Origin of the sequence: Pseudoalteromonas translucida KMM 520, assembly GCF_001465295.1 — a bacterium.
GTDB lineage: Bacteria > Pseudomonadota > Gammaproteobacteria > Enterobacterales > Alteromonadaceae > Pseudoalteromonas > Pseudoalteromonas translucida.
In genome coordinates this window covers 756,293-769,381 of the sequence record NZ_CP011034.1, presented here as the reverse complement: position 1 = coordinate 769,381, position 13,089 = coordinate 756,293, and the positions used below count along the sequence as shown (strand labels likewise).

The following is a 13,089-nucleotide window of genomic DNA, read 5'->3' as shown; positions in this document are numbered from 1 at the left end:
GCATAAACTGCTTATTACACTTATTCCCCCAATAAAATTCTTTTATAAAGGAATATTCAATGGCTTTTGATTATGGATCGATTGATCTTGGACTAAAAAACCCCTTCAAACTTGAAGGCAAAGTAACCGCGCTAAGAGGTGCTATAGAGTCAATTACCGGTATTACGCTGCTTGTTGTTGCTGCAGGGTTAGTTAAAGAAGATGCAACTGCCGGGTGGATCTTGATGCTTTTTGGGATGATTATTTTAGGGTTTGGCATTGCTTCACTCTCAACAGGTATTTATGCCACACTAAAATACTTTGTTGGCCGTAATCACCCTACGTCACTCGCTTATAACTACAGTAAATCGCAAAGTTCTACCGCAAAAGAAGAAAAAAAAGAAGTTGCCTATAACGACCAAGAACTAGAAGAAATGCTTATGGGTCGTAAAAACATTACTTTTAAAGAGCCTAAAGGGTTTTTATCTCGCTTGTTGCATAGCCTTATTCCTAAACTAATGTTTTTACCCTACCCAATGCGTAATATTGCCCAGCAATTATTTGGCTCATGGGTAAGTACCTTTGTGGCACTTATTGCGTATGGACTGGTAGCTTTTGTATCTTTGTCGGGCTTTACCGGTGAAGCAGGCGAATTAGCATTTCCCATATACAGTAGCATTTTAATGTTTTATGTATTGTTTTCATGGCGCTCGGCTGGTAAACCAACGACTCGTAATGCTGCAAGAGAAATAGAACCACTTGGTGGTGGTGCACTGGCTAAAATTATTTCGTTATCGTTTATTTTACCCATTGTTATTGGCCTTTCTATGTCATGGTTAATGCAAGAACAACGCATTAGTAAAGCGCAAATAGATGTTTGGTTTGAACAACTACCAAACCTGCATGCGGGTATGTATTTAGTCGCTATTATTATTTTAGCCACCTTAAGCTGCGCACTGGTTTTTACTATGTTAAAAGCACGATTAAATACCATAACACCAAGCACTGAGGTATCTGAACTGCGCGAAAACTGGCAAGAGTCTGTACACCCTACTGAAATTTTTATTAATCTAGATAACCTAGTAATGGCTAACCGTCGTTATAAAGAAGTGCCTAATCGCGTATACCGCGAGCTCAACCCACAATTGCAAGAGCAAGTAGAAGGAAAAGGCGGCTTTAAAGGAGAAATAATTCAAGAAATACAGCCTAAACTGCATGAACTAGATTTAGGTAAAGGCTTTAGTATGGCTAGGTTATTAGCGCTACTTAGCGGTAACTTCCTGTATTTAATCGCGCTTATTTTCACAGTATTATTAGCCTACTCTTTCATCGATATTTATCGTTATATTGATAGCGCAAATATCAATTCAATAGAGCAAGCACTTAATAATCGTCATATTTCACCTATGAGCGAGCTAGTAATGGCAAGCGTACACTTATTACTGATAGGTGTATTAATTAAAGCCTTTGCTCAGCTATTAAGTAGCAATGCACATTTATTTTTTGCTGAAATGCAATTTGAATCTCTTTTGGTCTATTTTAAATGTGAAGGTACATTTACTGAGTCTAAAATATCAACCGGTACAGGTATTCACGACAGCACTCGCTCTGAAAACACGTTAGTACGTAGCAGCATTACCCCTTGGGTTATTGTTTCGCGAATAGTAACCACCACTTTTGCAGCAACAGGCATGAAAAACCTTGAGCATCCACGCCATATTATGGAAATGCACAAAGACGAAGGCCAGTTACAAGCAATTAAAAACGATGTGATTGCGTTCTTAAAAGATCGCGAGTCAATTGCCTCAATTACCAGTGAGCGTGATTTAGGTAACGCGTCGCAAATTCATCAGCTTAATCAGCAAACACGCGCTATGCCAACACAACAAAGTGCAATTACAAAAAATGATGAAGAAGCCGCCGGCTTTATCAGACAACAAGATGATTTAGCCTCAGAAATCAAGTCATAACACAGTAATTTAATTATAATGCAATGCCACTGGCAATCAGTGGCATTTTTAACAGCAACTATACCTTTTTAAACCCCAGTTAACTTTGCTCACTTTAATGTCATGCTTGTTCTAAATTAAACGCTGTAACAACGTACAAAGCCCTTGCTTTATGCGCTAAAACGCAAATAATAAAGCAATCTATAATTGGGTAAGAATGAGAGAATGAGCTACATACTAACCACACAATGCGCCGATGATGTAGGGCTAATAGCCAAAATCACCGGGCTTTGCCACCAGCATAATTTAAATATTACACGTAATAATGAATTTGTAGACAAAGACGCTAAACGCTTTTTTATGCGTACAGAGCTCACTGGTGAGCCACAAAGTAACTTTTTACCACTACTACGCGAAATACTACCTGCAGACGCTAAAGTGGCTTTACACAATGGTACAAAAACCAAAGTTGTGTTACTTGCTACTAAAGAAGCACATTGCTTAGGTGGCGTATTATTAAAGCAATTCGAACAAGCGCTCAATATTGAAGTGCAAGCCGTTATAGCAAACTACCCTATTTTAGAGCCGCTTGCTAAAGGGCTTAATGTTCCTTTTCATGTTATCTCTCATGAGGGATTAACACGCAGCGAGCACGATCAGCAAGTAGGCGATTTAATTGCCAGCTATAATCCTGACATTATTGGTTTAGCTAAATATATGCGTATTTTAAGCCCTGAGTTTGTGCAACGCTTTGAGGGCAAAATCATTAATATTCATCACTCTTTTTTACCCGCTTTTATTGGTGCAAAACCTTATCACCAAGCATTCGAACGTGGCGTAAAAATAATCGGAGCCACAGCTCACTTTGTCAATAACGAGTTAGACGAAGGGCCTATTATTTTGCAAGATATTACGCCTGTAACCCACGCAGAAACCGCAAAAATGATGGCCAATATGGGTAAAGATGTAGAAAAAACAGTATTTTGTAAAGCGCTACAACTTGCCTCAGAGCATAAGCTATTTATTAACGGTAATAAAACCGTGGTGTTTTCGTAAAACAAAAATGCCAGCAAATTATGCTGGCATTTTAAACAATCAAATAATACTCATTGTATTACTCAGGTATTATTAAGGCGTGTAATAAGTGGGTGATCCTGGCCCTACTGGCATACCCAACACAAATACCCATAAATAAAACAAAATAACCCAACCAACAAAAAATATCATACTGTATGGCAACATAGTGGCTACCAGTGTGCCTATACCCATATCTTTTTTGTATTTAGCAGCGACAGCGAGGATCAAGCCAAAATAACTCATCATTGGTGTTATTAAGTTAGTAACCGAGTCACCTATACGATAAGCCGCCTGAATGGTCTCTGGTGCGTAACCAACTAACATTAGCATAGGTACAAAAATAGGCGCGGTAACAGCCCATTGCGCCGATGACGACCCTAAGCTTAAGTTAACCAATGCACACATTAATATAAATAATACAAAAACTTCGGGGCCAGTTAAGTTTAAAGCTTGCAGTAATGCAGCACCGTTAATTGCTAAAATAGTGCCTAAATTGGTCCATTTAAAAAACGCGACAAATTGTGCAGCAAAAAACACTAGTACAATATACATGCCCATTGAGCTCATACTTTTACTCATGGCATTTATTACGTCTTTGTCGTTTTTCATGGTGCCAACAACGCGCCCATATACAAAACCCGGAATACCAAAGGTTACAAAAATAAACACCACTATGCCTTTCAAAAAGGGTGAGTGGGCTACTAATCCGGTTTCGGGATTACGTAAAATGCCATCGGCTGGCACTATGGTCCATGCAAGTAGCAGCGATACAACTAATAACGACACGCCTGCCCACTTTAAACCCGACTTTTCTTTGGCCGTTAACGCAGCAATATTATTTTGTGCAAGATCAGTACTGGCCTCTTCAGGATTATATTTACCTAAACGTGGCTCAACAATTTTTTCAGTAACTAGGGTGCCTAAAATCGCAATTAAAAACACCGACACCATCATAAAATACCAGTTAGCTTCTGCGCCTACTTGGTAAGTTGGATCGATCATTTGCGCCGCAGGTGTGGTAATACCTGCCAGTAAGGGATCAATTGTGCCTAATAATAAGTTAGCACTATAACCACCCGACACCCCTGCAAACGCCGCTGCTAAGCCCGCTAATGGATGACGTCCTAAACTATGGAATATCATTGCAGCTAATGGAATAAGCACCACATAGCCCAGCTCAGACGCGGTATTAGATAAAATAGCGGCAAACACCACCATAAAGGTCACTAATCGCTTTGATGCGCCCATTACCATGCCGCGCATTGCTGCAGACAGCAGTCCAGAGTGTTCCGCAACACTCACACCAAGTAAAGCCACCAGTACCGTGCCCAGTGGTGCAAAGCTGGTAAAGTTAGTTACCAAGCCAGTTACAATACGCTGTAACCCCTCGGCACTAAGTAAGCTCACTACTTCAATAACACCATCAAGTTCGCGCCCAGGCGAGCCTTCAGGTCGAGGATCGATTGCACTTAGGCCAAACCAATCCGCCACCCCACTAAATACAACAATTACGATACAGAAAATTGCAAATAAGGTGATGGGATGCGGTAGCATATTGCCTAAAAATTCTACGCCGGCTAAAAAGCGGTTAAACCAGCCTTTATTTGCGCTTTCATTACTACTTTGGGCCGTGGAGTCTAAAGAGTCTGACATACCATGTTCTCTTAATTATAAAATGCCCGTAAGCTAGCATTATTTTTATAGGAGATCATGTAATAAAGGTGAATAGCTTGTGATAATTGCGTGTATAAGCGTAAATAAGACTAAAAAAGAGGCTTTGCGCCCCTATTCTATGCATTGTTTTATATTTGCTCTATAGGTGCTAATTGTAGTTTTGCAGCAATTAATACCGCTTGTGTGCGGTTATATACGCCGAGTTTTCTAAATATGGCGGTAATATGCGCTTTCACAGTGGCTTCAGAAATATGTAACTCATACGCTATTTGCTTATTTAGCAAACCTTCGTGCAGATATTGTAAAACACGGTATTGTTGTGGGGTAAGTGAGGCAACTTGCGCTGCAATTTCTCGGTCTTCGCCTTGAATTTCGGCGACTTTATTTTTTAATTCTGTTGGTAACCAAGTATCGCCTTCGAGTATTTGATTAATTGCATTGGCAATATCATCAGATGATGATGACTTAGGAATAAACCCCATTGCGCCATAACCCATTACTTTAGATACAATATTAGCGTCTTCACTTCCCGAAACCACCGCAATAGGTAAACTAGGATAGTCTTCTCTAATACGAATAAGGCCGTATAAATCACCATTACCTGGCATGTGTAAATCCAGCAGTAATATATCAAGATCTTCTTGCTCGCTTAACACCTGCAATGTACTGTCAAAATCAGATGATTCAAATACTTCTAAATCGTCAAATTTTACAGTTAGTGCACCCTTTAGTGCTTCACGAAATAACGGATGGTCGTCCGCTATTAAAAACTGACTCATGGTTCACTCCTAATAAATTCGGCTGTGCCCTATCTAGTAGAGCACAGCCGATATACTACGTTTAGAATCAACTTGTAATCAAGCTTTTAACGCGCATTTAACGATTTAATCGATTTTCAATTAACTCATCAACCACAGATGGATCGGCAAGTGTTGATGTATCACCTAGTTGTTCGTGCTCGTTGGCCGCAATTTTACGTAAAATTCGGCGCATTATTTTACCAGAACGCGTTTTTGGTAACCCTGGTGACCACTGAATCATATCGGGTGACGCAATTGGGCTTAACTCTTTACGAACCCAGCTACGAATTTCTTTGGTTAACTCATCGCTTACTGTTATACCTTCGTTAGGGGTAATGTAAACATAAATACCTTGGCCTTTAATATCATGCGGATAACCTACTACAGCGGCTTCAGCTACTGCTGGGTGTGCAACCAGTGCGCTTTCTATTTCAGCTGTGCCTAAACGATGCCCCGATATATTAAGTACATCATCTACACGACCAGTGATCCAATAGTAACCATCTTCGTCTCGACGACAGCCATCACCACAAAAATACACACCTGGGTAGGTAGAAAAGTAAGTTTGTTCAAAACGTTCATGATCGCCATAAATAGTACGAGCTTGCGATGGCCAGCTATCTAAAATAACTAAGTTACCATCGGCTTCACCCTCAAGCGTATTACCCTCAGCGTCAAATATTGCCGGCGCAATACCAAAAAATGGACGCGTTGCAGAACCTGGTTTTAAATCGGTAGCACCTGGTAATGGGGTGATCATAATGCCACCCGTTTCTGTTTGCCACCAGGTATCAACGATAGGGCAATTTGACTTACCTATTTGTTCGTAATACCAATTCCACGCTTCTGGGTTAATTGGCTCACCAACCGATCCTAAAATTCGTAAACTATTACGATGAGATGATGCTACAGGCTCATCGCCTTTTGCCATTAAGGCACGAATAGCGGTAGGCGCGGTATATAAAATAGTAACACCGTGTTTATCAACAACTTCGCCCATACGTCCTGCGGTTGGGTAAGTAGGTACACCTTCAAATACAACTTGGGTACAACCATTTACCAGCGGGCCATAAGCAATATAACTGTGCCCGGTGATCCAACCTACATCGGCGCTACACCAAAAAACATCGTCCTCTTTTACATCAAATATATATTCATGTGTCATCGATGCATAAACTAAATAACCACCCGTGGTATGTACCACGCCTTTTGGCTGACCTGTTGACCCTGATGTGTATAAAATAAATAACGGATCTTCAGCGTTCATTGCCTCAGGCTCGCACACAGGCTCTTGATCTGCAATTAAGTCGTGCCACCATATATCATGGTCGTGCCAATCAACATCACCACCGGTAAGTTGGTGCACAATAACATGCTCTATACTTGTTACAGACTCTTGCAACACCGCTTCGTCAACGTTTGCTTTAAGTGGCACACAGTTACCAGCGCGGCGTCCTTCGTCTGAAGTAATAACCACTTTTGCGCCCGAATCCTTAATACGATCGGCAATCGCAGAGGGTGAAAAGCCACCAAATATAACTGAGTGAATAGCACCAATACGTGCACACGCTTGCATTGCGTAAATAGCTTGTGGACTCATTGGCATATAAATAGCGACGCGATCACCTTTTTGTACGCCTAGCTTTTTTAAACCATTAGCAAACTTTGCTACTTCATCGTGTAATTTCTGATAAGTAATATGCTCACTTTGCGATGGGTTATCGCCTTCCCATATAAGCGCTACTTTATTGGCTTTTGTTTTTAAGTGGCGGTCAATACAGTTATACGATGCATTAAGGTAGCCATCTTCATACCACTTAATATTTATGTGGCCTTTATCAAAGGTGGTATTTTTTACTTTAGAATAAGGAGTAAACCAATCAAGGCGCTTACCGTGTTCAGCCCAAAAACTTTGTGGATCATCAATCGAGTGTTTATACATTTTATTATATTTATCGTTATCGACGAGAGCTGTGTTTTTAATATGCGTAGGAACTGGATAGATATTTTTTGACATCTTGGTCTCCATTTAAATTACTTGCCTTAGGCTTTTCCCAAGGATTACTCAGCAATGCGCTATTAAGTATTAGACCTTAGTTGTAAAGCTATTCTAATTACTAATTTGTTGTTTATAATCGCTGCGCTATTTATTACTTTTACATAAATAATACATGATGTTAAATGTAAGTAAATAATCACATTGTAATCATTACACCTTAGTCTTATAGACTAATAGATGATTGAGTAAATAGTGTACATATTTAAAAGTGCTTCACCTAAGTATTATAATATTTGCATTAATTAGCTTTAATTTTTATTTAACGAATTAAAAATTTTTAAATTAACTTTTATTCGTTAATAATACACTCGATAAATAAAAAGCAATAATCAACACGTAGCCTATAAAGGACGCAACAATGAAATTTACCCCATTAAAAACACTTGCAGCAAGTGCTGTACTATGTGCACTTTCAAGCACAGCTTATGCAGCCACTGCAGCGAAAGTTGGAGATACTGAATTTACTTACGGCGGATACATTAAATTAGATGCTATGTGGAGTGACTATTCTGCAGGCGCACCAGCGGGCACTAACGTTGGTCGTGACTTTTACGTACCGAGCACACTAACTGTAGGCCCAGACAATAGCTCTGACGCTGTATTTGATATGCATGCCCGTGAATCTCGTTTTAACTTTGGTACAGCCACATTACTAGATAATGGTAAAACCATTAATACCAAAATTGAAATCGATTTTTTAGCTTCTGCCCCTGGTGGTAACGAGCGTGTATCTAACTCTTACGCTCCACGTGTACGTCATGCATTTATTAGCTACGATGGTTGGTTATTTGGCCAAACATGGTCTAACTTTCAAAACGTCGGCGCACTACCTGAAGCACTTGATTTTATAGGCCCAGCAGAGGGCACAGTGTTTGTGCGCCAAACCCAAGTTAAATACACTACTGGCGCTTGGTCTTTCTCATTAGAAAACCCAGAAAGTACCATTACTACTGCTGGCGGCGGTATGGCTGTAACCGACGATGCTTCATTGCCTGACTTTACTGCACGTTATACCCATAAAGCCGACTGGGGTAACTTGGTAGTTGCTGCACTTGCTCGTCAACTTACTTATAAAGTAGGTGCTATTGATGCCGATGAAACATCATTTGGTGTTAGTGCATCGGGTATAGTTAAACTAGGCGAAGACAACTTTAAGTTTATGCTTACACAAGGTAAAGGCTTAGGCCGTTATGTTGGTGTTAATGTAGCCCATGGTGCAGTACTCAATGGCGATGATTTAGATGCTATTGATTCAACTTCTGGCTTTGTAGCGTATCAGCATAAGTGGAACAGCCAATGGCGTTCAACTTTCTTATATTCATTTTTCAGTGCTGATAACAACACAGACTTACTCGCCCTTACAGGCGATCCAACTAAATCAAGCCAAAGCTACAGTGCTAACATTTTATACTCACCAGTTAAACGCTTAACTTTTGGTGCTGAGTTTAAGCATGCCGAGCGCGAGCTTGAAAGCGGTAACGATGGCGATATGGACCGTTTACAATTCTCGGTTAAGTATGCATTTTAAGCGTACATAGTTTACTTCCTTGAGCGGCCTTGGCCGCTTTTTTTTGTTAATTAATTTATAAGTCTCATCTGTTTTATCAACTTCATCACTCTTTATTAATCCCTATAGTATAAATAGTTATAAATAAAATCCACAATGCAATTGCAAATCACTATCATTTAGATTAAGTTAAGCGCTTTATTTTTGAACCTTTTGGAAAACACCATGTCGTCCTCTAAAGTTTTGCGTTTATCTAAACTAAGCCTTATTACCTCTTTAATTTTATCTGGGCATGCATTTGCAAAAAACGATAAAAACCAGCAGCAAATTGAAAAAATTGCTGTGTATGGTCAACATCATAAAAACTATATTACCGAAGAAGCACAATCGGCAACCAAACTAGGTTTAACCATAAAAGAAACTCCGCAGTCTATTTCAGTTGTTTCTCGCGCTTTAATGGATGATTTTTCACTCGATGATATAAACGCAGTACTAGAAAGCACACCGGGTGTAACGGTAGAGCAAATAGAAACCGATCGTACTTATTTTAAAGCCCGTGGCTTTGACATCACAAATTTTCAAGTTAATGGTTTAGGTATTCCACAAAGCTCGGGGTCAATTCAAGGCAGCCTTGATACCTCAATTTACGACCGAGTAGAAATAGTTCGTGGCGCGAATGGTTTAATGACAGGTGCAGGTAATCCTTCTGCTACTGTAAACATGGTGCTAAAAAAACCAACTTATATAACCCAAGCTAATGCATCTGTTTCGTACGGTTCATGGAATAAAAAACGCTTAGATTTAGATGTATCAACGCCTATTAATGAAGAGCATGCTGTTAGAGCTGTATTTACCAAACAAAAAGCCGACTCATATCTAGATCGCTACGAAACAGATAAAACCGTTATTTATTTAGCCTACGAGGGAAAGTTAACCGATAACACCCTGCTAAGTGTTAACTACGTTAATCAACAAAAAGATGCCGATAGCCCACTTTGGGGGGCACTACCACTTTATTATACCGATGGCACACCCACAGACTATGACGAATCAACGAGCACCGCCGCTGACTGGTCTTACTGGGATAACAGTGCCGAGCAAGTATATGTAACGATTGAACAAAATTTATCTGCAACATGGGTTGCTAAAGCGCGTTACGCTCATGTTGAAAACGAGCAAGACTCTGAATTATTTTATGTATACGGTACCCCTGATAAAGACACTGAACTTGGTTTAACCGGTTACGCAAGCCGTTATGATTATAACGATAAGCACGATTTATTTGATCTATATGCGAGTGGTAAATTTGATTTATTTGGCCAAGAACACGACTTGTCATTGGGTGTTAGCCAAGCAAAAATGGATTACAACGAGCAATCCCTTTACGATTACACCACAGGGAATGGTTTTCCGGCAATGCCGTCACTTAAAACGTGGGATGGGGTAATACCACAAGCAACACTTACAGACAGTGTAAATGGTAGCAATATAACTAATGAGCAAAAATCTGCTTATATTTCAACTCGTATCAAATTAAGCGAACCTTTAAGCCTACTAGCTGGCGTACGCTATACTGATTGGAAAACAACAGGCACAGCTTATGGCGTTGCGCAAACACAAAGTGACTCACAGCTAATACCCTACATTGGCACTGTGTATGACTTTAACGAGTCTTTATCGGCTTATGCAAGCTACACAGAAACATTTGTGCCGCAAAAGGAGCTTGATATAAATGCCAACCAACTGGCGCCTATTACTGGTAAAAGTAGCGAACTAGGTGTTAAAGCCCAACTTTTAGACGAGCAAGTTTTTGTAACACTTGCTTATTTTGATACAAAACAAGATGGCCTTGCTATCGCTATACCTAACTCATTACCCGACGATACTCGTTACTACGCAGCAGATGGTATTAACAGTAATGGTTTTGAAGTAGAGCTAAGCGGTAAGTTTACAGATGACTTGAGTGCAAGCATTAGCTTTAGTAATTTAAGCATTGATGGCGATGACACAGTAAAAGATTACACCCCAGAGAATCAACTCAAGGTTGCAGCAATCTACCAAGTTCCTTTCATTGATGGTTTATCGTTTGGTGCAAATTATCGCTGGCAAGATTCAACAAGCCGAGTCCAAATCAAAGATGCTAACAAAATCGCAAGCGTGACTACAAAGCAAAATGCCTACGGATTACTTGATTTAATGGCAACTTATAAATTGAGTGAAAATATAGGCGTTACTTTTAATATTAATAACACCACAGGTGAAAAATACTTACACAGCTTGTATTGGGCTCAAGGTTACTACGGTGCACCGCGTAACTACGCTCTATCTGTAAATTGGCAGTTGTAAATTTAAACCAAAAAAAAGCGCTAACCATTACTGGTTAGCGCTGCTTTAAAGCTCGGGTCAAATCAAGCTTAAATTATTTAATATTGCTTAAAGGTCAGCTTCATCGCCTAACTTATCTTCACCATCGTCTGGTTCAATAGTTGCTTTTAGTAAAAGCATGTCGCGTAACTTGCCTTCAATTTCGTCTGCAATTTCTGGGTTTTCTTTTAAAAACTTAATTGAATTAGACTTACCTTGGCCAACTTTGTTACCACAGTAACTATACCAAGCACCTGCTTTTTCAACAATTTTATGCTTAACACCTAAGTCAATTAGCTCGCCTTGTTTAGAAATACCTTCACCATACATAATGATAAATTCGGCTTGCTTAAATGGCGGTGCTACTTTGTTTTTAACAATTTTAACCCGGGTTTCGTTACCAACAACCTCGTCGCCTTCTTTTACCGAACCAATACGACGAATATCAATACGTACCGATGCGTAAAACTTAAGTGCGTTACCGCCAGTTGTTGTTTCTGGGTTACCAAACATTACACCAATTTTCATACGGATTTGGTTAATGAAAATACATAAGGTGTTCGAGCGTTTAATATTACCTGTTAGCTTACGTAATGCTTGCGACATTAAACGTGCTTGTAAGCCCATGTGCGAATCGCCCATGTCGCCTTCAATTTCAGCTTTTGGTGTAAGTGCTGCAACCGAGTCAATAACAACTACGTCAACCGCGCTTGAGCGTACTAACATGTCACAAATTTCGAGTGCTTGCTCACCAGTATCTGGTTGCGATACAAAAAGCTCATCTATGTTTACACCAAGCTTTTGTGCATAAACTGGATCAAGAGCATGCTCAGCATCAATAAAGGCACATGTTTTGCCTTCTTTTTGTGCTTCAGCTATAACTTGCAAAGTAAGCGTTGTTTTACCAGACGACTCAGGGCCATATACTTCTACAATACGCCCCATAGGTAAGCCACCTATGCCTAAGGCAATATCGATACCTAATGAGCCTGTAGATACAGATTCAATGTTTAACGCTTTGTTATCACCCAATTTCATAATTGAGCCTTTACCAAATTGACGTTCAATTTGTGATAAAGCCGCGTCCAACGCTTTTTGTTTGTTATCGTTCATTTTACTCTCCAAATCCAGCTAATGCGACAAGTATACTGTATGAAATCACAGTATCAAGTTAATTTTATTATTTTATCTGCTCTATTATAGTTTTTAAAGAAAATACAATAGCTTGCAGTCTAACCTGTGCTCTATCGCCGGTAAATACTTGCTTAAATGCCAGCTGTTTGTCGTTAATGTGTAGCCCAAACCATACTAAGCCTACCGGCTTATCTGGGGTTGCTCCTCCTGGGCCTGCAATACCCGATACAGTAATCGCAATATCGGCATTAGTTACTGCAATTGCGCCTAAAGCCATCTCACGCACCGTTTGCTCGCTTACCGCCCCATATTGCGTTAATGTGGCGGCACTTACATTTAGTAAATCTTGCTTTGCTTGGTTACTGTAAGTTACAAATGCACGGTCAATATAGGCAGAGCTTCCAGGGGTGTCGGTAAGTGCATAACTTACCCCGCCACCAGTACATGACTCAGCAGTAGTGATCCATAAGCATTTATCCGTTAAAATAGCGCCTAATTGCGCAGCAAGTGTTTTAATCTCTTGATGTAATTCCATATTCAGCCTTT

The 13,089-nt window shown here is 39.9% G+C and carries 9 protein-coding genes; 4 read left to right on the top strand and 5 right to left on the bottom strand.

Annotated elements, in window-relative coordinates:
• Window positions 1-59 precede the first annotated feature (59 nt).
• Together PTRA_RS03560 and purU are read left to right on the top strand one after the other, a co-directional pair.
• A complete protein-coding gene (locus PTRA_RS03560) occupies window positions 60-1,949 on the top strand; it encodes a hypothetical protein (RefSeq protein WP_058372715.1) in 1,890 nt (629 codons plus the stop codon).
• Window positions 1,950-2,153: 204 nt separating this feature from the next.
• Complete coding sequence (purU, locus tag PTRA_RS03555; RefSeq protein WP_058372714.1) at window positions 2,154-2,984, top strand: formyltetrahydrofolate deformylase; 831 nt, start codon at window positions 2,154-2,156, stop codon at window positions 2,982-2,984.
• A 72-nt stretch (window positions 2,985-3,056) separates the two neighbouring features.
• Here purU and PTRA_RS03550 read toward each other — a convergent pair whose 3' ends face one another.
• The 3 genes from PTRA_RS03550 to acs form a co-directional block, all read right to left on the bottom strand.
• On the bottom strand, window positions 3,057-4,658 hold the full coding sequence (locus tag PTRA_RS03550) for an AbgT family transporter (RefSeq protein ID WP_058372713.1): 1,602 nt from the start codon (window positions 4,656-4,658) through the stop codon (window positions 3,057-3,059).
• A gap of 149 nt (window positions 4,659-4,807) precedes the next feature.
• The gene (locus tag PTRA_RS03545) at window positions 4,808-5,458 is read right to left on the bottom strand and encodes a LuxR C-terminal-related transcriptional regulator (protein WP_011327396.1); all 651 of its coding nucleotides are present in this window, start codon (window positions 5,456-5,458) and stop codon (window positions 4,808-4,810) included.
• A 97-nt stretch (window positions 5,459-5,555) separates the two neighbouring features.
• Complete coding sequence (acs, locus tag PTRA_RS03540; RefSeq protein WP_058372712.1) at window positions 5,556-7,496, bottom strand: acetate--CoA ligase; 1,941 nt, start codon at window positions 7,494-7,496, stop codon at window positions 5,556-5,558.
• A 400-nt stretch (window positions 7,497-7,896) separates the two neighbouring features.
• On the opposite strand from acs, the gene PTRA_RS03535 reads away from it, so the two are divergent.
• Window positions 7,897-9,066: a DcaP family trimeric outer membrane transporter gene (locus PTRA_RS03535; protein WP_058372711.1), complete on the top strand. Its 1,170-nt coding sequence runs from the start codon at window positions 7,897-7,899 to the stop codon at window positions 9,064-9,066.
• A 204-nt stretch (window positions 9,067-9,270) separates the two neighbouring features.
• Window positions 9,271-11,391: a TonB-dependent siderophore receptor gene (locus PTRA_RS03530; protein WP_058372710.1), complete on the top strand. Its 2,121-nt coding sequence runs from the start codon at window positions 9,271-9,273 to the stop codon at window positions 11,389-11,391.
• A gap of 87 nt (window positions 11,392-11,478) precedes the next feature.
• On the opposite strand, the gene recA is transcribed toward PTRA_RS03530, so the two are convergent.
• Together recA and PTRA_RS03520 are read right to left on the bottom strand one after the other, a co-directional pair.
• Entirely contained in the window at window positions 11,479-12,522 is a 1,044-nt protein-coding gene (gene recA / locus PTRA_RS03525) for a recombinase RecA (RefSeq protein ID WP_058372709.1), read from the bottom strand.
• 67 nt (window positions 12,523-12,589) lie between these two features.
• Window positions 12,590-13,078: a CinA family protein gene (locus tag PTRA_RS03520; RefSeq protein ID WP_058372708.1), complete on the bottom strand. Its 489-nt coding sequence runs from the start codon at window positions 13,076-13,078 to the stop codon at window positions 12,590-12,592.
• Window positions 13,079-13,089: the final 11 nt, after the last annotated feature.